Raw genomic sequence first — 24,625 nt, forward strand, 5'->3', positions numbered from 1 at the left:
GGGAATGCATCCAGTATGGCTCAGGCGCCGCTTGCGGCCAGCCTGCATGCCCATCATGCAGCAACTCCGCGCTGCGGTCATGACATCCGTCAGTTCCGCCCGTTTCACGTTCCGCCCGGGCCTGCCCAAGGCCGATTGACAAGGCTGGCGAATTCTTCGAGGGTGTGGTCAGGGATCGAACGCCTGTATGAACGCCGGCGCGGGGCCGGCGGCTATCCTTGCTGGAGGCCGCCGGGCTGCCGGCCAGAAAGCGGCGCTGGCTCAAGCTTCCATCGCATGGAGATCGGACGATGATTTATCAGGGCAAGGCCATCGGAGTCGAGGCGCTCGGCGACGGCATCGCCGAACTGCGTTTCGACCTCGCCGGCGAGTCGGTCAACAAGTTCAACCGCCTGACCCTCGGCGAGCTGCGCGAGGCGGTGGACGCCCTGCGCGGCGAGGCGGGTTTGCGCGCGGTGCTGGTCAGCAGCGCGAAGGACGGCTTCATCGTCGGCGCCGACGTCGGCGAGTTCCTCGGCCTGTTCGCCTTGCCCGAGGACGAGCTGCTGGCCGCCAACCTCGACACCAACCGCATCTTCAGCGCCTTCGAGGACCTGCCGGTGCCCACGGTGGTGGCGATCAACGGCGTCGCCCTCGGCGGCGGCCTGGAGATGTGCCTGGCGGCGGACTTCCGGGTGATGGCCGAGGGCGCCACGATCGGCCTGCCGGAAGTGAAGCTGGGCATCCATCCCGGCTGGGGCGGCACCGTGCGCCTGCCGCGGCTGGTCGGCGCCGACAACGCCATCGAGTGGATCTGCGGCGGCAAGGAGCACGACGCGGCCAGCGCGCTGAAGGTCGGCGTGGTGGATGCCGTGGTCGCTCCCGAGCGGCTGCGCGAGGCGGCGCTGGACCTGTGCCGGCGGGCCGCCGACGGCGAGCTCGACCACCTGGCGCGCCGCCGGCCCAAGCTGGAGAAGCTCAGGCTGGCGCAGATCGAGCAGATGCTGGTGTTCGAGAGCGCCAAGGGCTACGTGGCCGGCCAGGCCGGGCCGCACTACCCGGCGCCGGTGGAGGCGATCCGCAGCATGCAGAAGGCGGCCAGCCATGGCCGCGACAAGGCGCTGGAGATCGAGTCGCAGGGCCTGGTCAAGCTGGCGAAGAGCGAGGTGGCGCGCAGCCTGGTCGGGTTGTTCCTCAACGACCAGGAACTCAAGCGCAAGGCCAAGACCCTCGACGGGGACGCCCGCGCGGTGCGCCTGGCCGCGGTGCTCGGCGCCGGCATCATGGGTGGCGGCATCGCCTACCAGTCGGCGGTCAAGGGCACGCCGATCCTGCTCAAGGACATCCGCGAGGAGGCGCTGCAGCTCGGCCTCGGCGAGGCCGCCAAGCTGCTCGGCAAGCGCGTCGAGCAGGGTCGCCTGAGTGCGGAGAAGATGGCCACGGCGCTCAACGCCATCCGCCCGACCCTGTCCTACGGCGATTTCGCCGCCGTCGACCTGGTGGTCGAGGCGGTGGTGGAGAATCCCAGGGTCAAGCAGGCAGTGCTGGCCGAGGTGGAGGGACAGGTGCGCACCGACGCCATCCTCGCCACCAACACCTCGACTATCTCGGTTGACCTGCTGGCGCAGGCGCTGCAGCGTCCGGAGAACTTCTGCGGCATGCACTTCTTCAACCCGGTGCACATGATGCCGCTGGTCGAGGTGATCCGCGGCGCGAAGACCAGCGAGGCGGCCATCGCCACCACCGTGGCCTACGCGCGCCGGATGGGCAAGACGCCGATCGTGGTCAACGACTGCCCCGGCTTCCTGGTCAATCGCGTGCTGTTCCCCTATTTCGGCGGCTTCGTCCGCCTGCTGGCGGCCGGCATCGACTTCCTGCGCATCGACAGGGTGATGGAAAAGTTCGGCTGGCCGATGGGGCCGGCCTACCTGCTCGACGTGGTCGGCATCGACACCGCCCACCACGCCCGCGCGGTGATGGCCGCCGGCTTCCCCGAACGGATGAAGGACGACTGGCGCAGCGCCATCGACGCGCTGTTCGAGGCCGGCCGCCTCGGCCAGAAGAGCGGTCGCGGCTTCTACGCCTACGAGACCGACAAGGGCGGCAAGCCGAGGAGGGGCGCCGACCCGAGCGTGGCCGCCGTGCTGGCGCCGCTGGCAGGCACGCCGCGCGAGCTGACCGACGAGGACATCGTCGACATCATGATGCTGCCGCTGTGCCTGGAGGCGGTGCGCTGCCTGGAGGACGGCATAGTCGCCAGCCCTGCCGAGGTGGACATGGGCCTGGTCTACGGCATCGGCTTCCCGCCGTTCCGCGGCGGTGCGCTGCGCTACATCGACAGCCTGGGCGCGGCCGAATTCGTCGCCCGTGCCGAGCGCCACGCCGACCTCGGCCCGCTGTACCTGCCGACCGCCGGATTGCGCGCCATGGCCAGCGAAGGCCGCCGGTTCTTCGCCTGAGCCTGTCACCACTGGAGAGTGAATTCATGAGTCTGAATCCGAGAGACGTGGTGATCGTCGACTTCGGCCGCACGCCGATGGGCCGCTCCAAGGGCGGCATGCACCGCCACACCCGCGCCGAGAGCCTCTCCGCGCAACTGATCACCCGGCTGCTGGCGCGTAACCCGCAGGTCGATCCGGGCGAGGTCGAGGACGTGATCTGGGGCTGCGTCAACCAGACCCTCGAGCAGGGCTGGAACATCGCGCGGATGGCCGCGCTGATGACGCCGATCCCGCACACCAGCGGCGCGCAGACCGTCAGCCGCCTGTGTGGCTCGTCGATGAGCGCCCTGCACAGCGCGGCCCAGGCCATCCAGAGCGGCAACGGCGAGGTCTTCGTGGTCGGCGGCGTCGAGCACATGGGCCACCTGCCGATGACCCACGGCGTCGACGTCAACCCGCAGCTGTCCCTGCACGTGGCCAAGGCCGCCGGGATGATGGGGCTGACCGCCGAGCTGCTCGGCAAGATGCACGGCATAACCCGCGAGGCGCAGGATGCCTTCGGCTACCGCTCGCAGCAGCGGGCGCACCAGGCCACCGTCGAGGGCCGCTTCAGGGACGAGCTGATTCCCATGGAAGGCCACGACGAGCGGGGCTTCCTCCGGGTGTTCGACTACGACGAGACCATCCGTCCGGAAACCACCCTGGAAGCGCTGGCCGAACTGAAGCCTGTATTCGACCCGAAGAACGGAACGGTGACCGCCGGGACCTCGTCGCAGATCACCGACGGCGCCTCGTGCATGATCGTGATGAGCGGTCAGCGCGCCCGCGAGCTGGGGGTGCAGCCGCTGGCGCGGGTGCGCGCCATGGCGGTGGCCGGCGTCGATCCGTCGATCATGGGCTACGGTCCGGTGCCGGCCACGCGCAAGGCGCTCAAGCGCGCCGGCCTGAGTATCGACGACATCGACTTCGTCGAGCTCAACGAGGCCTTCGCCGCCCAGGCGCTGCCGGTGCTCAAGGATCTCAAGCTGCTGAGCAGGCTGGACGACAAGGTCAACCTGCACGGCGGCGCCATCGCCCTCGGCCACCCGTTCGGCTGCTCCGGGGCGCGGATCTGCGGCACCCTGCTCAACGTGATGAAGCAGCGCGGCGGCACCCTGGGGCTGGCCACCATGTGCATCGGCCTCGGCCAGGGTATCTCGACCGTCTTCGAGCGCGTCTGATCCCCATGGGAAGGAAGGCCGGGGCCATCATGCTTCGGCCTTCGGTTTTTTCGGCCGTGCCATCGACGAGGCGAACATGACGCTGCAAACCGGACTTTACCGTCACTACAAGGGCAACCCGTACCGTGTGCTGGGGGTGGCCCGCCACTCGGAGACCGAGGAGGAGCTGGTGATCTACCAGGCGCTGTACGGCGATTTCGGCCTGTGGGTCAGGCCGCTGGCGATGTTCGTCGAGAGCGTGGAGGTGGACGGCGAGTGCCGGCCGCGTTTTGCCCTGGAGCGCGGTGAAAGCGTGGAATTTCGCTACGCTGAGGACGACCGGGTCCCGCCGCGCGCTTGACCTCGTTGTGCGGGCCACTATATATAGCGTGGCCTTATCAGGGCGCGGCTACATTTATTTGCATATTCTGCGCCTGAGGCCCCCGCCGTTCATCTCGACTTCTTTTCAGGAACCTTCCGATTCATGGGCAAATCTCTGGTCATCGTGGAATCGCCGGCCAAGGCCAAGACGATCAACAAGTATCTGGGCAACCAGTACGTGGTGAAGTCGAGCATCGGCCATATCCGCGACCTGCCCACCAGCGGCTCGGCCAGCAAGGAGCCGGCCAAGCGCGGCAAGGCTGCAGCGGCCGAGGCCCCGGCGTTGTCACCCAAGGAAAAGGCCAAGCGCCAGCTGTTCGCGCGCATGGGCGTCGATCCCGAGCATGGCTGGAAGGCCCAGTACGAGATCCTGCCCGGCAAGGAGAAGGTGATCGAGGAGCTGCGCCGCCTGGCCAAGGATGCCGACACCATCTACCTCGCAACCGACTTGGACAGGGAAGGGGAGGCGATCGCCTGGCACCTGCGCGAGTCCATCGGCGGCGACGAGGGCCGCTACAAGCGCGTGGTGTTCAACGAGATCACCAAGAAGGCGATTCAGGAAGCCTTCTCCCAGCCCGGCGAACTGGACATCAACCGGGTCAACGCCCAGCAGGCCCGGCGCTTCCTCGACCGTGTGGTCGGCTACATGGTCTCGCCGCTGCTGTGGGCCAAGATCGCCCGCGGCCTGTCCGCCGGCCGCGTGCAGTCGGTAGCGGTCAAGCTGGTGGTCGAGCGCGAGAAGGAGATCCGCGCCTTCGTTCCGGAAGAGTACTGGGAGCTGCATGCCGACCTGGCCACTGCGCAGCAGGCCGCGGTGCGCTTCGAGGTGGCCCGCCACAAGGGTGAGGCCTTCAAGCCGCTCAACGAGGCCCAGGCCATGGCCGCCGTGGCCGCGCTCAAGGCTTCCGCCTACCAGGTGGTCAAGCGCGAGGACAAGCCGACCTCGTCCCGCCCGGGCGCCCCGTTCATCACCTCCACCCTGCAGCAGGCGGCCAGCACCCGCCTGGGCTTCGGGGTGAAGAAGACCATGATGATGGCCCAGCGCCTGTACGAGGCCGGCTACATCACCTACATGCGTACCGACTCGACCAACCTGTCGCAGGACGCCATCGACATGGCGCGCGGCTTCATCGAGGGCGAGTTCGGCCAGCAGTACCTGCCGGCCAAGCCGAACCTCTACAGCAGCAAGGAAGGCGCCCAGGAAGCGCACGAGGCGATCCGCCCGTCCGACGTCAACCTGCGGCCGACCCAACTGACCGGCATGGAGCGCGACGCCGAGCGTCTCTACGAGCTGATCTGGCGCCAGTTCGTCGCCTGCCAGATGCCTCCGGCCGAATACCTGTCCACCAGCGTCACCGTCAAGACCGGCGACTACGAGCTGCGCGCCAAGGGCCGCATCCTCAAGTTCGACGGCTTCACCCGCGTGCTGCCGGCGCAGAGCAAGCCGGGCGAGGACGACGTGCTGCCGGAGATGGCCCAGGGCGACAGTCTCGAGCTGCTCAAGCTCGACCCGACCCAGCACTTCACCAAGCCGCCGGCGCGCTACTCGGAAGCCAGCCTGGTCAAGGAGATGGAGAAGCGCGGCATCGGCCGGCCGTCGACCTATGCGGCGATCATCTCCACCATCCAGGACCGCGGCTACGTCACCCTGCACAACCGCCGCTTCTACGCCGAGAAGATGGGCGAGATCGTCACCGAGCGCCTGGCGGAGAGCTTCGCCAACCTGATGGACTACGGCTTCACCGCCGACATGGAGGAGCACCTCGACGACGTCGCCCAGGGCGAGCGCGAGTGGAAGCACCTGCTCGACGAGTTCTACGGCGACTTCAGGAAGAAGCTCGAGTCCGCCGAGGCCAGCGAGGGTGGGATGCGCGCCAACCTGCCGACCCTCACCGACATTCCGTGCAAGGAGTGTGGCCGGCCGATGATGATCCGCACCGCCTCCACCGGCGTGTTCCTCGGCTGCTCCGGCTACGCGCTGCCGCCCAAGGAGCGCTGCAAGGCCACCGTCAACCTGGTGCCGGGCGACGAGATCGCCGCCGACGACGAGGGCGAGTCCGAGTCCCGCGTGCTGCGCGGCAAGCACCGCTGCGCCAAGTGCGGCACCGCGATGGACGCCTACCTGCTCGACGAGAAGCACAAGCTGCATATCTGTGGCAACAACCCGGACTGCTCGGGCTACGAGATCGAGGAAGGCCAGTACCGCATCAAGGGCTACGAGGGGCCGAGCCTCGAGTGCGACAAGTGCGGCAGCGAGATGCAGCTCAAGACCGGCCGCTTCGGCAAGTTCTTCGGCTGTACCAACGCCAGCTGCAAGAACACCCGCAAGCTGCTCAAGAGCGGCGAGGCGGCGCCGCCGAAGATCGACCCGATCAAGATGCCGGAACTGCGCTGCGCCAAGGTCGACGACGTCTACGTGCTGCGCGACGGCGCCTCGGGGCTGTTCCTCGCCGCCAGCCAGTTCCCCAAGAACCGCGAAACCCGCGCGCCGCTGGTCAGCGAGCTGATCCCGCACAGGGAGGAACTGGATGCCAAGTACCACTACCTGCTCTCGGCGCCGCAGCAGGACCCGGACGGCCGCCCGGCGGTGATCCGCTTCAGCCGCAAGACCAAGGAGCAGTACGTGCAGAGCGAGGTGGACGGCAAGCCCAGCGGCTGGCGTGCCTTCTACGCCGACGGCAAGTGGCAGGTGGAAGACAAGCGCTGACCTCGTCGCGCTGATGTGGAGCCGGCCGGTGCGTGCAGACGCCCCGGCCGGTTTCGTTTGGCGCGGCGTATACTGGGGATTCTGTCGAGGAGTCCACCCATGGCCAACGAGCTGTATACCCGCACCAACCAGAAGATCTACTTCGCCAGCCTGGCGCTGGACGCCTGGCGCGCCGCCGAGGCGGCCCGGCCGCTGAACCTCACCACCCAGGTGCAGGCCGCCCGCGAGAGCGCGCTGTTCCACCTCTACGGTGCGGTGCTGGGGCTGTGCCACGAGATCGCCGGCTACTACCGCCTGCCGCAGGCGGGAGCCGCCCAGGTCGAGCAACTGCTCAGTCGCGAGGTGCTGGAGGCGGCGCCGAGTCCGGAACTGGCCGAGCTGGTCGAGCTGGCGCAGGAGCGGCAGAGCTGGCTGGGGCAGTTGCTGGCAGCCTGGCGCGCCCTGTTCGAGCCGCCGCGCGAGGCGAAGAAGGCCAAGGTCGATCCGGCCCTGGCGCTGATCAGTGCAGTCGATGTCGGCACCCAAGAGGAGGCTGATCTGGATCTGGCCACGCTGGTCGACTGGCAGCAGCGCATCAAGCAGCTGGCGATGCGTTTTCGCGAGGGCATGAGCGAGTGGTGAGCGCGCCGCGCCGCCTGTCGCGGCGCTAGGGTGTGACGCCCGGCACTGCTACAATGCCGGCCTTTTTTCGCGGAGCACCCCACCCATGCCGACATCCTTCCTGGAAATCGTGGAATTGCCCGATGGCCGTATCGTCCTGCGTCGCGGCGACGATGAGGAGGCGCTGGTGACCCTCGAGTTTTCCGAGGAGGCCAAGGCCTTTCTGCAGGGGCAGCACATCGAGGTGGCCAAGGCCATGTTCAATCTCGGGGTGCAGATGGCCGGCAGCATGGCTGACGGCGACTACGAGCACGAGTACGGTGAGGAGCCGCGCGTGCTGCACTGAGGCGCTGCCTCTCCCGGCGCAGCCCGCAGGGTATCCTGCGGGTCCTCTCCCGGGCCGGGTTTCAGCGGCGGATCACGCCGACACTCAGCCCTTCGATGACGAACTCCTGATCCGGCTTGTCCAGGTCGATGACGATCGGGGCGAATTCCGGGTTCTCCGCCAGCAGCTGCACGCGCTTGCCGCGGCGCTGGAAGCGCTTCACCGTCACCTCGTCGCCGATCCGTGCCACCACGATCTGCCCGTTCGTCGCCTCGCGGCAGGCGTGCACGGCGAGCAGGTCGCCGTCCAGGATGCCCACGTCCTTCATGCTCATGCCGCGCACGCGCAGCAGGAAGTCGGCGCGCGGGTGGAAGAACTCCGCACTGATCCGGCAACTGTCCTCGATGTGCTGTTCGGCGAGAATGGGCGCGCCGGCGGCGACCCGGCCGATGATCGGCAGTTCGCCCTCGCGCAGCGCCGGCTCGGCATCGGGGATGCGGATGCCGCGCGAGGCGCCGGGGATCATCTCGATGGCGCCCTTGCGCGCCAGCGCCCGCAGGTGTTCCTCGGCGGCGTTGGGCGAGCGGAAGCCCAGCTGCTGGGCAATCTCGGCGCGGGTCGGCGGATAGCCGTGCTCTTCCAGCCAGCTCTTGATGAAGGCCAGGATCTCGCCTTGGCGCGGGGTCAGTTTCTGCATGGGCCGGGCTCTGTCTTTATATCCAGTGGCTGGAAGTATATACAGGGCGGCGGTGCAGGCAAGCTGTTTGCCCCGTCTGACGCGCCTCTCTGGCGGACGAACGGGCAGCTGGCCATACTTGACAGAGTGATAGATTGAAACCAAGGTTTCAAACGGCTGTTCGGTCAATGGGAGTGGTCATGGTCCAGTCGGAGACGGTCGAGCGTATTCTCGATGCGGCTGAGCAGTTGTTTGCGGAAAGGGGCTTCGCGGAAACCTCGCTGCGGCTGATCACCAGCAAGGCCGAGGTCAACCTGGCGGCGGTGAACTATCACTTCGGCTCCAAGGAGGCGCTGATCCAGGCCGTGTTCGTGCGGTTTCTCGGCCCGCTCTGCCTGCGTCTCGAGCGCGAGCTGGATCGTCGCCAGGGGCAGGCCGCCAGCCTCGAGGAGCTGCTCGAGCTGCTGGTGGCGCAGGCGCTGGGAGTGGCCGGGAGCAGTGCCAAGCTCACCGCCTTCATGCGCCTGCTGGGCATGGCGATACGGCAGAACCAGCGCGAGCTGCACGCCTATCTCGGCGGCCTGTACGGCAAGGTGTTCCGCCGCTACCAGCAGCTGCTGCAGGATGCGGTGCCGGGCATCCCGCCGCTGGAGCTGTTCTGGCGCGCGCAGTTCATGCTGGGCGCGGCGATCTTCAGCATGGCGGGCATCCAGGCGCTGCGCGGCATCGCCCAGGCCGACTTCGGCACGGACACCTCGACCGAGCAGGTGCTGGAGCTGATGGTGCCGTTCCTGGCCGCCGGCATGCGCTCCGAGACGGTGCTGGCCGATCCGGCGCTGATCGCCGCCCGCCGGCGTCCGCGTCCCAGGACGAACAATCACGGCAACTAACCCGTGGGTGCCGGCGGCGGGTGGATCGGCTAAGCTAGCGGCCCCATGACTGCCGCCACCGCCATGCTCGATCTGCTGCACATTTCCATCGCCGACCAGTGCCTGTACGGCTTCGCCGGCGGCGCCCTGCGCCTGCGCCTGCCGGTTTCCACCGCGCTCAACGGCCCGGGCGAGCGCCAGGGCTCGGGCTGCACGCCGCGCGGCCGCCATCAGGTGCGCGCCAGGATCGGCGCCGGCCTGCCGGAGGGCGCGGTGCTGGTCGGCCGGCGCTGGACCGGCGAGATCTGGTCGCCCGCGCTGGCGGCGCAGTTTCCGCAGCGCGACTGGATCCTCACCCGCATTCTCTGGTTGAGCGGCTGCGAGCTGGGGCGCAACCGCCTCGGCGGCGTCGACACCTTCCGCCGCTACATCTACCTGCACGGCACCCCGGACAGCGAGCCGATGGGCGAGGCGCGCTCGCACGGCTGCATCCGCCTGCGCAATGTCGACCTGGTCGAGCTGTTCGAGCGGGTGCCGCCGCACTGTTCCGTGATCATCGACGAGGCACCGCAGCCGCAGTGGCGGCTGGCCGCGCTTGCCTGAGGAGTTTCCATGTCTGGTTCGCTGATGCTGGATATCGCCGGCACCTGGCTGAGCGCCGAGGACCGCCACCTGCTGCGCCAGCCCGAGGTGGGCGGCCTGATCCTGTTCGCCCGCAACATCGAGCACCCGCAGCAGGTGCGCGAGCTGTGCGCGGCCATCCGCGCCATCCGTCCCGATCTGCTGCTGGCGGTCGACCAGGAGGGCGGCCGGGTGCAGCGCCTGCGCCAGGGCTTCGTGCGCCTGCCGTCGATGCAGGCGCTGGCCGCCGCGCCGGATGCGCGGCGTCTGGCCGGGCTGTGCGGCTGGCTGATGGCCACCGAAGTGCTGGCGGTGGGGCTGGACTTCAGCTTCGCCCCGGTGCTCGATCTCGACCACGGGCGCAGCACGGTGATCGGCTCGCGCTCGTTCGGCAGCGACCCTGCGCGGGTCAGCGAGCTGGCCGCGGCCTTCATCGCCGGCATGCGCGCCGCCGGCATGGCCGCCACCGGCAAGCATTTCCCCGGCCACGGCTGGCCCGAGGCCGATTCGCACGTGGCCATCCCGCGCGACGAGCGCTCGCTGGACGAGATCCGCGCCTGCGATCTCAAGCCCTTCGTTGCCCTGGCGGGGCAGCTCGACGGCATCATGCCGGCCCACGTGATCTACCCGCAGGTCGACGCGCAGCCGGCCGGCTTCTCGCGGCGCTGGCTGCAGGACATCCTGCGCGGCGAGCTGGGCTACCGCGGGGTGATCTTCAGCGACGACCTGAGCATGGCCGGCGCCCACGTCGCCGGCGCCGCCGATGCGCGGGTGGCGGCGGCGCTGGATGCCGGTTGCGACATGGCGCTGGTGTGCAACGACCGTGGTGCCGCCGAGCTGGCGCTGACCTATCTGCAGCGGCGCGGTGTGCAGCCGGCCGTGCGTCTGGCGCGCATGCGCGCGCAGGCCTGGCCGGGCCAGGATTACCGGAGCCAGCCGCGCTGGCTCGAAGCGGCGGGCGCGCTGCGCGCCGCCGGACTGATCTGATCTTGAGGAGAACTGGATGAGCGTTGTAGCCATCATCGGCGGTACCGGACTGACCCAGCTCGAAGGGCTGACCATCCGCGAGGCCGTCAGCCTGGATACGCCGTGGGGCAAGCCGTCGGCCGAGGTGCTGCGCGGCGAGTTCGGCGGCCGCGAGGTGCTGTTCCTCGCCCGTCACGGCCATCCGCACCGCATCCCGCCGCACCAGGTCAACTACCGCGCCAACCTGTGGGCGCTGAAGGAGGGCGGCGCCGAGGCGATCCTCGCGGTCAACGCGGTGGGCGGCATCCACGCGGCCATGGGCACCGGCCACTTCTGCGTGCCGCACCAGCTGATCGACTACACCTGGGGCCGCGGCTCGACCTTCTTCGAGGGTGAGCTGGACCACGTCACCCACATCGACTTCAGTCATCCCTACGACGAGGCCCTGCGCCAGCAGCTGATCGCCGCCCTGCGCGCCGAGGGCTGTGACTTCAGCGGCCGTGGCGTGTACGCCTGCACCCAGGGGCCGCGCCTGGAGACGGTGGCGGAGATCGCCCGCCTGGAGCGCGACGGCGGCGACATCGTCGGCATGACCGGCATGCCCGAGGCGGCGCTGGCCCGCGAGCTGGAGCTGCCCTATGCCTGCCTGGCGCTGGTGGTCAACCCGGCGGCCGGCAAGTCCACCGGGATCATCACCATGGCCGAGATCGAGCAGGCGCTGGCCGACGGCATGGACAAGGTCAAGGCGGTGCTGCAGCGCGTGCTGGCCGGCTGAGCGTTCCGTCGCGGCAATGAAAAAGGGCGGCAGATCCGCGATCTGCCGCCCTTTTTGCCGTCCGGGTCCGGCTCAGAGCGGGCTGACGCGGATCAGCGCGCCCAGGCTCGGGTGGTCGAGGTAGGTCAGCTGGCCGGGGATCAGGCGCCGCGCGATCTGCAGGCGCTCGCTGCCGGCGAGGAAGCCCTCGGCGTTGAACCGGTTGACCCAGGTGGTCAGCTTCAGTTCGAGCTGGCGGCCCTGGGCGAGATCGAGCACGCCCTCGACCGGGAAGTGGCCGTCGCGCTCCTTGCCGGTGCTGAAGCGCACCGCGGCCGGGCTGCCGGTGACGTCCTGCTGCCAGGCCTGGTGCAGCAGCACCTGGTAGCCCTTGGCGGCGAGCTTCTCGGCCTCGCCGGTCAGCGCCGGGCTGCGCTGGGCGGTGGTGGGCAGGGCGGCGGCCTTGCCGGCCCAGTCTTCCGGCGCCGGCTGGCTGGCCGGCACCGCCTTTTCCGCCTGGCGGAAGACGATCAGTTCGACCTGGTACAGCGCTTCGGCGAAGGCCGCGGGGGCGATCAGCAGCAGCGAGGCCAGCAGGGGGCGGAGCAGTCGGAGCATGGGCATTTCCTTCAGGCAGCGGACGGGGTCAGGCGCTCGAACAGCGCCTCCAGGGTGTTGAAGCGTTGTTCCGGGCGCTCCATCGGCACCACGAACTTGAACAGGGTGGCGCCCTCGAACTTGTAGCGGGTCGGCTGGCCCTGGATCAGCTTGATCAGCGTCAGCGGGTCGACCGGGGTATGCGCGGCGAACTCGATGCGCCCGCCCTGCGGGCCGGCCTCGACCTTCCTGATGCCGAGCTGCTCGGCCCTGAGCTTGAGCAGGGTCAGGCGCATCAGGTGCTTGGTCGGCTCCGGCAGCAGGCCGAAGCGGTCGATCATCTCCACCTGCAGCTCGTTCAGCGCATTCTCGTCGGTGCACGAGGCGATGCGCTTGTAGAGGATCAGGCGGGCGTTGACGTCGGGCAGGTAGTCCTCGGGGATCAGTGCCGGCAGGCGCAGGTTGACCTCGGGGCCGCCGCCCAGCGGCTGCTCGAGGTTGGGCTGCTCGCCCTTGCGGATCGCCTTGACCGCGCGCTCGAGCATCTCCATGTACAGGGTGAAGCCGACCGCCTGGATCTGCCCGCTCTGGCCCTCGCCGAGCAGCTCGCCGGCGCCGCGGATCTCCAGGTCGTGGGTGGCTAGCACGAAGCCGGCGCCGAGGTCCTGGGCGCCGGCGATGGCCTCCAGGCGCTTCTGCGCGTCCTCGGTCATCTGCTGGCGCGACGGGGTGAGCAGGTAGGCGTAGGCCTGGTGGTGGCTGCGGCCGACCCGCCCGCGCAGCTGGTGCAGCTGGGCCAGGCCGAACTTGTCGGCGCGCTCGATGATGATGGTGTTGGCGCTGGGCACGTCGATGCCGGTCTCGATGATGGTCGAGGCCACCAGCACGTTGAAGCGCTTGTGGTAGAAGTCGCTCATCACCTGCTCCAGCTCGCGCTCGCGCATCTGGCCGTGGCCGATGCCGATGCGCGCCTCGGGCACCAGCTCGGCCAGCTCGGCGGCGCACTTCTCGATGCTCGACACCTCGTTGTGCAGGTAGTAGACCTGGCCGCCGCGCAGCAGCTCGCGCAGCAGCGCCTCCTTGATGGTCGGCTTGTTCTGCTCCATGACGAAGGTGCGCACCGACAGGCGGCGCGCCGGCGGGGTGGCGATGATCGACAGGTCGCGCATGCCCGACACTGCCATGTTCAGGGTGCGCGGGATCGGCGTGGCGGTCAGGGTGAGGACGTCCACCTCGCTGCGCAGGGCCTTGAACTGCTCCTTCTGGCGCACGCCGAAGCGGTGCTCCTCGTCGATGATGACCAGGCCGAGATCCTTGAACTTCACGTCGTCCTGCAGCAGCTTGTGGGTGCCGATGACGATGTCGACCTTGCCCTCGGCGAGCAGCTGCTCGGCCTCGCGCACTTCCCTGGCCGACTTGAAGCGGCTCATCACCTCGACCTTCACCGGCCAGTCGGCGAAGCGGTCGCGGAAGCTGTTGTAGTGCTGCTGGGCGAGCAGTGTGGTGGGCACCAGCACCGCCACCTGTTTCCCACTATGGACAGCGATGAAGGCGGCGCGCATGGCCACCTCGGTCTTGCCGAAGCCGACGTCGCCGCACACCAGGCGGTCCATCGGCTTGGCGCTGAGCATGTCGGCGCGCACCGCCTCGATGGCGGCCTGCTGGTCCGGAGTCTCCTCGAACGGGAAACCGGCGCTGAAGGTCTCGTAGTCGGCGTGCGGGTCGCTGAAGGCGAAGCCCTGGCGGGCGGCGCGGCGGGCGTAGACGTCGAGCAGCTCGGCGGCGACGTCGCGCACCTGCTCGGCGGCCTTGCGCTTGGCCCTCTGCCAGGTTTCCGAGCCGAGGCGGTGCAGCGGCGCCAGGGCGTCGTCGCTGCCGGTGTAGCGGGCGATCAGGTCGAGGCTGGCCACCGGCACGTAGAGCTTGGCCTCCTCGGCGTACTCGAGCATGAGGAACTCGGCCGGCTGGCCCTCCACCTCGAGGGTGACCAGGCCGCGGTAGCGGCCGACGCCGTGGTCGATGTGCACCACCGGCGCGCCTTCGCGCAGCTCGGTGAGGTGCTTGATCACGTTGTCGCCGCCGCCCTGGCCCCGGTCGCGGCGGCGGCGCTGCATCACCCGGTGGCCGAACAGCGGGCTTTCCGGGATCAGCGCCAGCTCGTCGAGCAGCAGGCCCTCGTCGAGCGGGGCGATGGTGATCGCCAGACGCTCGCCGTCGGCGGCGAAGGCAGCCCAGCCGTCGACTTCCCTGGGCTTGAGCTTGAGGCGGGCGAGCAGCTCCAGCAGCGCCTCGCGGCGTCCGGCCGATTCGGCGCAGAACAGCACCCGTCCCGGGTACTCCTCGATGAAGCGGCGCAGCGCGGCCAGCGGCTCGCCGGCCTTGGCCTGGATCGCCAGGTCGGGCAGGGCGCGCGCATTGAAGCGCTCGCGGCCGACGCCTGGCTCGAGGTCGCGCTGGTCGGCGACGATGCGCGGCCAGTCCTTGAGACGGGCGAAGCAGTCCTCCACCGGCAGAAACAGCTCGGCCGGCGGCAGCAGCGGCCGCTCGGGGTCGACGCGGCGATCCTCGTAGCGGCTGCGCACCTCGCTCCAGAACTGCTCGGCGGCGTGCTCGATGCCGGGCAGCGAGAACACCTGGGTGTCGGCCGGCAGGTAGTCGAACAGGGTGGCGGTCGCCTCGAAGAACAGCGGCAGGTAGTACTCGATGCCGGCCGGCACCAGGCCGCTGGACAGGTCCTGGTACAGCGGGCAGCGCCGGTAGTCGACGTCGAAGCGCTCGCGGAAGCGCGCGCGGAAGTCGGCCACCGCCTTCTTCTCCAGCGGGAACTCGCGCGCCGGCAGCAGGCGGATCGAGTCGACCTTGTCCACCGAGCGCTGGCTCTCGGGGTCGAAGGTGCGCAGGGTCTCGATCTCGTCGTCGAACAGGTCGATGCGGTAGGGCAGTTCGCTGCCCATCGGGTAGAGGTCGATCAGCGCGCCGCGCACGGCGAACTCGCCGTGCTCGTAGACGGTGTCCACGCAGCGGTAGCCGGCCGCCTCCAGGCGCGCGCGCATGTCGTCGACGTCGAGGCGCTGGCCGACGTCCAGCACCAGGCTGGAGCCGAGCAGGAAGCGCGGCGGCGCCAGGCGGTGCAGGGCGGTGGCGATCGGTACCACCAGCACGCCGTGCTTCAGTTCCGGCAGGCGGTAGAGGGTGGCGATGCGCTGGGAGATGATGTCCTGGTGCGGCGAGAACACGTCGTAGGCCAGGGTTTCCCAGTCGGGGAAGTGCAGCACCGGCAGGTCGGGGGCGAAGAAGCGCAGCTCCTCCTGCAGGCGCTCGGCGCTCTGGCTGCCTTCGGTCAGCAGCAGGGTGAAGCGCTGGCTGCGGCTGGCGGCCTCGGCGATGGCCAGGCTCTGGGCGGCGCCGGGCAGGTTGCCCCAGTGTTGTTTGCCGGCGGCGGCCGGCAGGCTCGGAAGACGCAGTACGGTCACGGGCGGCTCTGGATGGCGACAAAGTCCGGATTGTAGCGGGGCCTCGCGCCGACTGTCAGTGCCGCGCGCGGCACGTTGCCCGAAAGCGCTGGCGCCGTCATAATGTAGCCCTTTTTTGTTATCCCCTACATGTGGAAGGTACCGCCCGTGACCCAGAAGACCGACCAGTGCCTTGGTGAGTGGATTGATCGCGAGGCCCTCGCAGAGGCCATGATTCCGCTGATCGGCCAGCTCTACCGCAACAACAATGTGGTGACTTCGATCTACGGCCGCGGCCTGATCAACCGTTCGGTAATCGGCATCCTCAAGGCGCACCGCTTCGCCCGCCAGATCGACGACGCCGAGCTGTCGGTCCATGACACCTTCCCGATCCTGCAGGCCCTGGGTCAGCTGGAGCTGGGCGCCGCCTCCGTCGACCTGGGTCGCCTGGCGGTCAAGTTCAAGCACGAAGGCAACGGCCGCAGCGCCGAGCAGTTCGTGCGCGAGGAGCTGGCCGAAGTGGTCGGCAAGCAGGGCAGCGAGCAGCGCGAAGGCACCGACGTGGTGCTGTACGGCTTCGGTCGCATCGGTCGCCTGCTGGCGCGCATCATGATCGAGAAGACCGGCGGCGGCGACGGCCTGCGCCTGCGTGCCATCGTCGTGCGCAAGGGTGCCGCCAACGACCTGGTCAAGCGTGCCAGCCTGCTGCGTCGCGACTCGGTGCACGGTCCGTTCAACGGCACCATCACCATCGACGAGGAGAACAACACCATCCTCGCCAATGGCAACCTGATCCAGGTGATCTACTCCAACGACCCGACCACCGTCGACTACACCGCCTACGGCATCAACAACGCCATCGTCGTCGACAACACCGGCAAGTGGCGTGACGCCGAGGGTCTGGGCCAGCACCTGAAGTGCCCGGGCGCCGCCCGCGTGATCCTGACCGCGCCGGGCAAGGGCGAGATCAAGAACATCGTCCATGGCATCAACCATGGCCTGATCGGCGCCGACGACAAGATACTGTCCGCCGCCTCCTGCACCACCAACGCCATCGTGCCGGTGCTGAAGGCCGTCTACGACAAGTTCGGCATCGCCCATGGTCACGTGGAGACCGTGCACTCCTACACCAACGACCAGAACCTGATCGACAACTTCCACAAGGGCGATCGCCGCGGCCGCAGTGCACCGCTGAACATGGTGATCACCGAGACCGGCGCCGCCACCGCTGCCGCCAAGGCCCTGCCGGTGCTCAAGGGCAAGCTGACCGGCAACGCCATCCGCGTGCCGACGCCGAACGTCTCCATGGCCATTCTCAACCTGACCCTGGAGAAGGCCACCAGCCGCGAGGAGATCAACGAGTACCTGCGCCACATGGCGCTGCACTCGGAGCTGCACAAGCAGATCGACTTCACCAACTCGCCGGAAGTGGTGTCCACCGACTTCGTCGGTTCCCGCCATGCCGGCATCGTCGACGCCGAAGCCACCATCTGCAACGACAACCGCGTCGTGCTCTACGTGTGGTACGACAACGAGTTCGGCTACAGCTGCCAGGTGGTGCGCGTGCTGGAGGACATGGCCGGGGTCAACCCGCCGTCCTTCCCGCGCTGATCCGCGCTGCTGCGGTCTGAAAAACGGGAGCCTCGGCTCCCGTTTTTCTTTTCCGGACAGACACTTGTGAGGGGCTCTTGTATCTGCTTGTTACTGTTTGCCCCAATTAAACGGCGGCTTCGGTGGCCAGCGGGTGAGGGGGTCCTTATAATCGTTCGGATTTTTGCACGGGGTATTTCCGGTTCGACGTCGATGATGGCTGGCAGAGGGGGCAGTCGTCGCTGGCTCATGTCGTGCCGGTAACCCTATTCGTTTCATACACAGTGATTGGGCAATACGTATGATAAAAATCAAACGTGGTCTGGACCTGCCCATCACCGGCGCACCCGCGCAACGCATCGAGGCCGCCCGGCCCGTGCGCAGCGTGGCGCTCGTTGGCTTCGACTATCACGGGATGAAGCCCACGATGCAGGTGCAGGTCGGTGATCGAGTCAAACTCGGCCAGGTCCTGTTCTCCGACAAGAAGACCCCCGGGGTGAACTACACCGCGCCAGCCGCCGGTGTGGTGAGCGCCATCCACCGCGGCGAGCAGCGCGTGCTGCAGTCCGTGGTCATCGACGTGGATGGCGACGAGCAGCTTACTTTCGCCAGCTACCCGGCCGGCCAACTGGCCAGCCTCGACGCGGCCCAAGTGCGTGACAACCTGCAGGCCTCCGGCCTGTGGACCGCCCTGCGCAGCCGCCCGTACAGCAAGGTGCCGGCGGTCGACGCCGTGCCCAGCTCGATCTTCGTCAGCGCCATCGATACCAATCCGCTGGCCGCCGATCCGGCGGTGATCATCGGCGAACATGCGGCGGACTTCGAGAGCGGCCTCAAGGTGCTGGCGCGCCTGGCCAAGGTGTTCCTGTGCAAGGCCGAAGGCGTCAGCCTGGCCGGCGAGGGCACTGCCGGGGTGACCACCGAGAGCTTCGCCGGGCCGCATCCGGCCGGCCTGCCCGGCACCCACATCCACTTCCTCGATCCGGTCAGCGCGACCAAGAGCGTGTGGACCATCAACTACCAGGACGTCATCGCCGTCGGCAAGCTGTTCACCAGCGGCCGGCTGTGGGTCGAGCGCGTGGTCGCCCTGGCCGGTCCGGTGGTGGACAAGCCGCGCCTGGTGTGCACCCGCCTGGGCGCCAGCCTGCAGGAGCTGACTGCCGGCGAGCTGCAGTCCGGCCACAACCGGGTGATTTCCGGCTCGGTGTTCGGTGGCCGCACTTCGCGCGGCGCCTGCGCCTACCTCGGTCGCTACCATCTGCAGGTGTCCTGCCTGCGCGAGGGCAACGACCGCGAGATGCTGCACTACCTGCGCGCCGGGGTGAACAAGCACTCGGTGCTCAACGTGTTCGTCTCCAAGCTGATGGGCGACAGGAAGTTCCCGTTCAGCACCACCACCAACGGCAGCCCGCGCGCCATGGTGCCGGTGGGCAACTACGAGGAAGTGATGCCGCTGGACATCCTCGCCACCCAGCTGCTGCGCTACCTGATCGTCGGTGACACCGAGATGGCGCAGAAGCTCGGCTGCCTGGAGCTGGACGAGGAAGACCTGGCGCTGTGCAGCTACGTCTGCGCCGGCAAGTACGAATACGGCCCGATCCTGCGGGATAACCTGAATCGCATCGAGAAGGAGGGTTGACCATGGGAATGCGTGATTTCCTCGACAAGATCGAGCACAACTTCGAGAAGGGCGGCAAGTACGAGAAGTGGTACGCCCTCTACGAGGCCGTGGACACCTTCTTCTATCGCCCCGGCAGCGTGACCAAGACCACCGCCCACGTGCGCGACGGCATCGACCTCAAGCGCATGATGATCACCGTCTGGCTGTGCACCTTCCCGGCGATGTTCTTCGGCATGTGGAACGTCGGCCACCAGGCCAACCTGGTCTTCGCCCAGAGCCCCGAGCTGCTGGCGGCGCAGGATGGCTGGCGCTTCAGCCTGATCGGCGCGCTGGCCGGCTTCGACCCGGGCAGCCTGTGGGACTGCTTCATCCAGGGCGCGGCCTGGTTCCTGCCGATCTACCTGGTGACTTTCATCGTCGGCGGCTTCTGGGAAGTGCTGTTCGCTTCCATCCGTCGCCACGAGGTCAACGAAGGCTTCTTCGTCACCTCGGTGCTGTTCGCCCTGATCCTGCCGCCGACCATCCCGCTGTGGCAGGTCGCGCTGGGCATCAGCTTCGGCGTGGTGATCGGCAAGGAAGTGTTCGGCGGCACCGGCAAGAACTTCCTCAACCCGGCCCTGGTCGGCCGCGCCTTCCTGTTCTTCGCCTACCCGGCGCAGATCTCCGGCGACGGCGTGTGGACCGCGGTGGACGGCTTCGCCGGCGCCACCAGCCTGAGCCTGGCCGCCGCCGGCGGCGTCGAGGCGATCGCTAGCCAGGGCATCACCTGGATGGATGCCTTCCTCGGCTTCGAGCACGGCTCGATCGGCGAGACCAGCACCCTGGCCATCCTGCTCGGCGGCGCGGTGCTGCTGCTGACCAAGATCGCCGCCTGGCGCATCGTCGCCGGCGTGATGCTCGGCATGATCGCCACCAGCACCCTGTTCAACGTCATCGGCTCGGACACCAACCCGCTGTTCGCCATGCCCTGGTACTGGCACCTGGTGGTCGGCGGCTTCGCCTTCGCCATGGTGTTCATGGCCACCGACCCGGTCTCGGCGTCGATGACCAACACCGGCAAGTGGCTGTTCGGCGCGCTGATCGGCCTGATGGTGGTGCTGATCCGCGTGGTCAACCCGGCCTTCCCGGAAGGCATGATGCTGGCGATCCTGTTCGCCAACCTGTTTGCACCGCTGATCGACCACTTCGTCGTTCAGGCCAATATCAAGCGGAGGCTGGCACGCAATGTCTAGTCAAAAGGAATCCACCGTCCGCACCCTCATGGTGGCGCTGGTGGTCTGCCTGGTGTGCTCGGTGTTCGTCGCCGGCGCGGCCGTGGCACTGAAACCGACCCAGGTCGAGAACCGCCAGCTGGACAAGCAGCGCAGCATCCTGGCCATCGCCGGCCTGGGTGAGGCCGAGATGTCCGGCAAGCAGGTCAAGCAGCTGTTCGCCGAGCGCATCCGCGCCCGCGTGGTCGATCTGCAGACCGGCAAGTTCAGCGACGCCCAGGATGCGGCGACCTTCGATCCGCTCAAGGCGGCCAAGGATCCGAAGCTGTCCGACGCCCTCAGCGGCGCCCAGGACATCGCCTCGATCAAGCGCCGCGAGCGCTTCACCACCGTCTACCTGGTGGAGGCCGACGGCAAGCTGGAAACCCTGATCCTGCCGGTGCGCGGCTACGGCCTGTGGTCGACCCTGCACGGCTTCATGGCGGTCAAGGGCGACCTCAACACAGTGGCCGGCTTCGGCTTCTACCAGCACGCCGAGACCCCGGGTCTGGGCGGCGAGGTGGACAACCCGAAATGGAAGGCGCTGTGGCGGGGCAAGACCCTGTTCGACGAGCAGGGCCAGCCGAACATCGCCATCATCAAGGGCGGTGTCGATCCGCAGAGTCCGCAGGCCGGTCATCAGGTGGACGGCCTGGCAGGCGCGACCCTGACCAGCAAGGGCGTGCACAACCTGCTGCAGTTCTGGCTGGGCCGGGACGGCTTCGGTCCCTTCATTGCTAACCTGCGTGCCGGGGAGGCCTGATCATGTCCAAACCCACAATCAAGGAAGTCCTGCTCAACCCCATCGTCCACAACAACCCGATCGGTCTGCAGATCCTCGGCATCTGTTCGGCGCTGGCGGTGACCTCCAACCTGAAGACCGCGCTGGTGATGTCGATCGCCCTGACCCTGGTGACCGGCTTCTCCAACCTGTTCATCTCGCTGGTGCGCAGCCAGATCCCCAGCTCGATCCGCATGATCGTGCAGATGGTGATCATCGCCTCGCTGGTGATCGTGGTCGACCAGGTGCTCAAGGCCTATGCCTTCAGCCTGGCCAAGCAGTTGTCGGTGTTCGTCGGCCTGATCATCACCAACTGCATCGTGATGGGCCGCGCCGAAGCCTTCGCCATGGCCAACCCGCCGGTGCTGTCGTTCTTCGACGGCATCGGCAACGGCCTGGGCTACAGCGCCATGCTGATCATCCTCGGCGTGGTCCGCGAGCTGTTCGGCTCCGGCAAGCTGCTCGGCTTCGAGATCATCCCGGTGATCAACGACGGCGGCTGGTACCAGCCCAACGGCCTGCTGCTGCTGCCGCCCTCGGCGTTCTTCCTGATCGGCCTGATCATCTGGGGCCTGCGCACCTGGAAGACCGCCCAGGTCGAGAGGCCCAGCTACAAGATGGCTCCGCACGTTAGCAAGGAGGCCTACTGATGGAACACTACATCAGCCTGTTCGTGAAGGCCGTGTTCGTGGAGAACATGGCGCTGGCCTTCTTCCTCGGCATGTGTACCTTCATTGCCATTTCCAAGAAGGTGGAGACGGCGATCGGCCTCGGCATCGCCGTGGTGGTGGTGCAGACCATCACCGTGCCGGCCAACAACCTGCTGTACACCTACCTGCTCAAGGAAGGGGCGCTGGCCTGGGCCGGCCTGCCGGACGTCGATCTCAGCTTCCTCGGCCTGCTCAGCTACATCGGCGTGATCGCCGCCATCGTGCAGATCCTCGAGATGCTGCTGGACAAGTACGTGCCCTCGCTCTACAACGCGCTGGGCGTGTTCCTGCCGCTGATCACGGTGAACTGCGCGATCATGGCCGGCTCGCTGTTCATGGTCGAGCGTGACTACAACCTCTCGGAAAGCGTGGTCTACGGCCTGGGCTCGGGCTTCTCCTGGGCACTGGCGATCGCCGTGCTCGCCGGCGTGCGCGAGAAGCTCAAGTACAGCGACGTGCCCGCCGGCCTGCAGGGGCTGGGCATCACCTTCATCACCATCGGCCTGATGTCGCTGGGCTTCATGTCGTTCTCCGGCGTGCAGCTCTAAGGAAGGGAAGAACAGATGAACTATGAAATCTTCCTCGCCATCGGCATGTTCACCGCCATCGTGCTGGCGCTGGTGGTCATCATCCTGATGGCCCGCGCCAAGCTGGTGTCCAGCGGCGACGTGAACATTCTCATCAACGGCGAGCGCACCATCACCGTACCGGCCGGCGGCAAGCTGCTGCAGACCCTGGCCGCCAACAACATCTTCCTGTCCTCCGCCTGCGGCGGCGGCGGCACCTGCGCCCAGTGCAAGTGCATCGTCGAGTCGGGCGGCGGCGAGATGCTGCCGACCGAGGAGTCGCACTTCACCAAGCGCGAGGCCAAGGCCGGCTGGCGCCTGTCCTGCCAGACCCCGGTCAAGCAGGACATGCACATCGAGGTGCCGGAAGAAGTCTTCGGCGTGAAGAAGTGGGAATGCACGGTGGAGTCCAACCCCAACGTGGCCACCTTCATCAAGGAGCTGACCCTGCGCCTGCCGGACGGCGAGAGCGTGGACTTCCGCGCCGGCGGCTACGTACAGCTGGAGTGCCCGCCGCACGTGGTCAACTACAAGGACTTCGACATCCAGCCCGAGTACCGCGGCGACTGGGACAAGTTCAACATGTGGCGTTTCGTGTCGAAGGTGGACGAGCCGACCATTCGCGCCTACTCCATGGCGAACTACCCGGAAGAGAAGGGCATCGTCAAGTTCAACATCCGCATCGCCTCGCCGCCGCCGGGCAAGGACGACATCCCGCCGGGCAAGATGTCCTCCTACGTGTTCAACCTCAAGCCGGGCGACAAGATCACCGTGTACGGACCCTTCGGCGAGTTCTTCGCCAAGGACACCGACAACGAGATGGTGTTCATCGGTGGCGGCGCCGGCATGGCGCCGATGCGCTCGCACATCTTCGACCAGCTCAAGCGCCTGAAGTCCACGCGCAAGATGAGCTTCTGGTACGGCGCTCGCTCGATGCGCGAGGCGTTCTACGTCGAGGAGTACGACCAGCTGCAGGCCGAGAACCCGAACTTCCAGTGGCACCTGGCGCTGTCCGACCCGCAGCCCGAGGACAACTGGACCGGCCTGACCGGCTTCATCCACAACGTGCTCTACGAGAACTACCTGAAGGACCATCCGGCGCCCGAGGACTGCGAGTTCTACATGTGCGGTCCGCCGATGATGAACGCCGCGGTGATCAAGATGCTGCTCGACCTGGGCGTGGAGCGGGAGAACATCCTGCTCGACGACTTCGGCGGCTAGTGTCGATGTCGCTAGTGCGTCTCCTGCAGCCCGTCATCGCTGTCGCCTGTGCGGCAGCGCTGGCGGGCTGCCAGTTTTCCGATCCGCTGGAGTCGTTCGGCGGGCCGACCATGGGCAGCACCTATTCGGTCAAGTACGTGCGCGGCGACGGCGTCGCCGATGCGCAGGCCCTGCAGGCCGGGGTCGAGGCGATCCTCGCCGAGGTCGACCAGCAGATGTCCACCTACCGCGACGACTCGCTGATCGAGCAGTTCAACCGCGCGCCGGCCGGCACCTGCCAGGCCATGCCGGCAGACGTGCTGGAGCTGGTGCGCCTGGGCGAGGGCCTGTCGCTGCAGAGCGACGGCGCCTTCGACCTGACCATCGAGCCGCTGCTCAACCTGTGGGGCTTCGGGCCCCAGTCGCGCGGCGAGCAGGTGCCCAGTGCCGAGGCCATCGCCGAGGCGCGCCAGCGCGTCGGCCACCAGCACCTGCGCATCGACGGCGAGCAGCTGTGCAAGGACGCCAAGGTCCAGGTGGACTTCAACAGCGTCGCCGCCGGCCACGCGGTGGACCGCATCGCCGCCTGGCTGGAGCAGCAGGGCGTGGCCAGCTACCTGGTGGAGGCCACCGGCGAGCTCAAGGCGCGCGGGCGCAAGCCGGACGGCACGCCCTGGCGCATCGCCATCGAGGCGCCGCGCGACGACCAGCGGGTGGCACAGAAGGTGCTGGCCCTGGATGGCTACGGCGTGTCGACCTCGGGTGACTATCGCAACTACTTCGAGGAAAATGGCCGGCGCTACTCGCACACCCTCGACCCGCGCAGCGGTGCGCCGATCACCCACCGCCTGGCGGCGGTGACCGTGCTGCATCCCAAGGCCCTGCTGGCCGACGGCCTGTCCACCCTGCTGATGGTGCTCGGTCCGGAAGAGGGCGTACGCTGGGCGGAGCGGCAGGGCATCGCGGCCTTCTTCGTGACCCGCGAGGACGAAGGCTACGTGACCCACGCAACCAAGGCTTTTGACGCGCTGACGGCAGCGCAAGGGGAACGACCATGACCTGGTTACTGGTTTTTGCGCTCATGCTGCTGGTGGTGTTCGGCATGGCGATCGGCGTGATCATGGGCCGCAAGCCCATCGCCGGCTCCTGCGGCGGCATCGCCAACCTCGGCATCGAGAAGGACGAGTGCCCGATCTGCGGCGGCGATACCCAGAAATGCGAGGAAGCCAACAGCGAGGGTGACGGCAAGCCGGGCGCGGCCCAGGCTTACGACGCGACCCGCAGCAGATGACCCCGACGGGGCAGTGACGACACTGCCCCTTTTTTATTTCCCGCCCGCC

Annotated in this window: 22 protein-coding genes; 19 read left to right on the forward strand and 3 right to left on the reverse strand. The window is 67.9% G+C overall.

The window, feature by feature from the left end; all coding sequences use genetic code 11:
* Nucleotides 1-290: 290 nt before the first annotated feature.
* The 6 genes from fadB (at nt 291) to SK095_RS00825 (ending at nt 7,653) form a co-directional block, all read left to right on the forward strand.
* The gene (fadB, locus tag SK095_RS00800; protein WP_320547568.1) at nt 291-2,438 is read left to right on the forward strand and encodes a fatty acid oxidation complex subunit alpha FadB; all 2,148 of its coding nucleotides are present in this window, start codon (nt 291-293) and stop codon (nt 2,436-2,438) included.
* A gap of 26 nt (nt 2,439-2,464) precedes the next feature.
* On the forward strand, nt 2,465-3,640 hold the full coding sequence (gene fadA / locus SK095_RS00805; protein ID WP_320547569.1) for an acetyl-CoA C-acyltransferase FadA: 1,176 nt from the start codon (nt 2,465-2,467) through the stop codon (nt 3,638-3,640).
* A 76-nt stretch (nt 3,641-3,716) separates the two neighbouring features.
* The gene (locus tag SK095_RS00810; protein ID WP_136488886.1) at nt 3,717-3,980 is read left to right on the forward strand and encodes a DUF1653 domain-containing protein; all 264 of its coding nucleotides are present in this window, start codon (nt 3,717-3,719) and stop codon (nt 3,978-3,980) included.
* 123 nt (nt 3,981-4,103) lie between these two features.
* On the forward strand, nt 4,104-6,707 hold the full coding sequence (gene topA, locus SK095_RS00815) for a type I DNA topoisomerase (RefSeq protein WP_320547570.1): 2,604 nt from the start codon (nt 4,104-4,106) through the stop codon (nt 6,705-6,707).
* A gap of 99 nt (nt 6,708-6,806) precedes the next feature.
* Complete coding sequence (locus SK095_RS00820; RefSeq protein ID WP_320547571.1) at nt 6,807-7,328, forward strand: DUF6586 family protein; 522 nt, start codon at nt 6,807-6,809, stop codon at nt 7,326-7,328.
* A gap of 85 nt (nt 7,329-7,413) precedes the next feature.
* Nucleotides 7,414-7,653, forward strand: a complete 240-nt coding sequence (locus tag SK095_RS00825) for a hypothetical protein (protein WP_136488883.1) — start codon at nt 7,414-7,416, stop codon at nt 7,651-7,653.
* A gap of 61 nt (nt 7,654-7,714) precedes the next feature.
* On the opposite strand, the gene lexA is transcribed toward SK095_RS00825, so the two are convergent.
* A complete protein-coding gene (gene lexA / locus SK095_RS00830) occupies nt 7,715-8,329 on the reverse strand; it encodes a transcriptional repressor LexA (protein WP_320547572.1) in 615 nt (204 codons plus the stop codon).
* Nucleotides 8,330-8,508: 179 nt separating this feature from the next.
* On the opposite strand from lexA, the gene SK095_RS00835 reads away from it, so the two are divergent.
* The 4 genes from SK095_RS00835 to SK095_RS00850 all read left to right on the forward strand — a co-directional run bounded on the left by SK095_RS00835 (nt 8,509) and on the right by SK095_RS00850 (nt 11,539).
* A complete protein-coding gene (locus tag SK095_RS00835) occupies nt 8,509-9,198 on the forward strand; it encodes a TetR/AcrR family transcriptional regulator (RefSeq protein ID WP_136488881.1) in 690 nt (229 codons plus the stop codon).
* A 63-nt stretch (nt 9,199-9,261) separates the two neighbouring features.
* On the forward strand, nt 9,262-9,780 hold the full coding sequence (locus tag SK095_RS00840) for a L,D-transpeptidase (RefSeq protein ID WP_320548855.1): 519 nt from the start codon (nt 9,262-9,264) through the stop codon (nt 9,778-9,780).
* A 9-nt stretch (nt 9,781-9,789) separates the two neighbouring features.
* Entirely contained in the window at nt 9,790-10,785 is a 996-nt protein-coding gene (gene nagZ, locus SK095_RS00845; RefSeq protein WP_320547573.1) for a beta-N-acetylhexosaminidase, read from the forward strand.
* A gap of 16 nt (nt 10,786-10,801) precedes the next feature.
* Nucleotides 10,802-11,539: an S-methyl-5'-thioinosine phosphorylase gene (locus SK095_RS00850; protein WP_320547574.1), complete on the forward strand. Its 738-nt coding sequence runs from the start codon at nt 10,802-10,804 to the stop codon at nt 11,537-11,539.
* Nucleotides 11,540-11,611: 72 nt separating this feature from the next.
* On the opposite strand, the gene SK095_RS00855 is transcribed toward SK095_RS00850, so the two are convergent.
* Together SK095_RS00855 and mfd are read right to left on the reverse strand one after the other, a co-directional pair.
* A complete protein-coding gene (locus SK095_RS00855) occupies nt 11,612-12,136 on the reverse strand; it encodes a CsiV family protein (RefSeq protein WP_320547575.1) in 525 nt (174 codons plus the stop codon).
* A gap of 11 nt (nt 12,137-12,147) precedes the next feature.
* Entirely contained in the window at nt 12,148-15,588 is a 3,441-nt protein-coding gene (gene mfd / locus SK095_RS00860; protein ID WP_320547576.1) for a transcription-repair coupling factor, read from the reverse strand.
* A gap of 129 nt (nt 15,589-15,717) precedes the next feature.
* Here mfd and SK095_RS00865 point away from each other — a divergent pair, with 129 nt between their 5' ends.
* The 9 genes from SK095_RS00865 to nqrM all read left to right on the forward strand — a co-directional run bounded on the left by SK095_RS00865 (nt 15,718) and on the right by nqrM (nt 24,576).
* Complete coding sequence (locus SK095_RS00865; RefSeq protein ID WP_136488876.1) at nt 15,718-17,178, forward strand: glyceraldehyde-3-phosphate dehydrogenase; 1,461 nt, start codon at nt 15,718-15,720, stop codon at nt 17,176-17,178.
* A 280-nt stretch (nt 17,179-17,458) separates the two neighbouring features.
* The gene (locus SK095_RS00870) at nt 17,459-18,796 is read left to right on the forward strand and encodes a Na(+)-translocating NADH-quinone reductase subunit A (RefSeq protein WP_320547577.1); all 1,338 of its coding nucleotides are present in this window, start codon (nt 17,459-17,461) and stop codon (nt 18,794-18,796) included.
* A 2-nt stretch (nt 18,797-18,798) separates the two neighbouring features.
* Nucleotides 18,799-20,010: an NADH:ubiquinone reductase (Na(+)-transporting) subunit B gene (locus tag SK095_RS00875; protein ID WP_136488874.1), complete on the forward strand. Its 1,212-nt coding sequence runs from the start codon at nt 18,799-18,801 to the stop codon at nt 20,008-20,010.
* Entirely contained in the window at nt 20,003-20,791 is a 789-nt protein-coding gene (locus tag SK095_RS00880; RefSeq protein ID WP_201486328.1) for a Na(+)-translocating NADH-quinone reductase subunit C, read from the forward strand. The genes SK095_RS00875 and SK095_RS00880 overlap by 8 nt, the downstream gene beginning before the upstream one ends.
* Nucleotides 20,792-20,793: 2 nt before the next feature.
* Entirely contained in the window at nt 20,794-21,459 is a 666-nt protein-coding gene (locus tag SK095_RS00885; RefSeq protein WP_414153866.1) for an NADH:ubiquinone reductase (Na(+)-transporting) subunit D, read from the forward strand.
* Nucleotides 21,459-22,067 (forward strand): NADH:ubiquinone reductase (Na(+)-transporting) subunit E, encoded by a 609-nt coding sequence (gene nqrE / locus SK095_RS00890; RefSeq protein WP_136488871.1) that lies wholly within the window; start codon nt 21,459-21,461, stop codon nt 22,065-22,067. Before SK095_RS00885 ends, nqrE begins: the two co-directional genes overlap by 1 nt.
* Before the next feature lie 15 nt (nt 22,068-22,082).
* The gene (nqrF, locus tag SK095_RS00895) at nt 22,083-23,306 is read left to right on the forward strand and encodes an NADH:ubiquinone reductase (Na(+)-transporting) subunit F (protein ID WP_136488870.1); all 1,224 of its coding nucleotides are present in this window, start codon (nt 22,083-22,085) and stop codon (nt 23,304-23,306) included.
* A gap of 5 nt (nt 23,307-23,311) precedes the next feature.
* Nucleotides 23,312-24,343 carry an FAD:protein FMN transferase gene (locus SK095_RS00900; protein ID WP_320547578.1) on the forward strand — a complete coding sequence of 344 codons (1,032 nt, stop codon included), beginning with the start codon at nt 23,312-23,314 and terminating at the stop codon, nt 24,341-24,343.
* Entirely contained in the window at nt 24,340-24,576 is a 237-nt protein-coding gene (gene nqrM / locus SK095_RS00905) for a (Na+)-NQR maturation NqrM (protein ID WP_136488868.1), read from the forward strand. The genes SK095_RS00900 and nqrM overlap by 4 nt, the downstream gene beginning before the upstream one ends.
* Nucleotides 24,577-24,625: the final 49 nt, after the last annotated feature.

It is taken from the genome of Pseudomonas sp. AN-1 (assembly GCF_034057115.1).
Classification (GTDB): domain Bacteria; phylum Pseudomonadota; class Gammaproteobacteria; order Pseudomonadales; family Pseudomonadaceae; genus Geopseudomonas.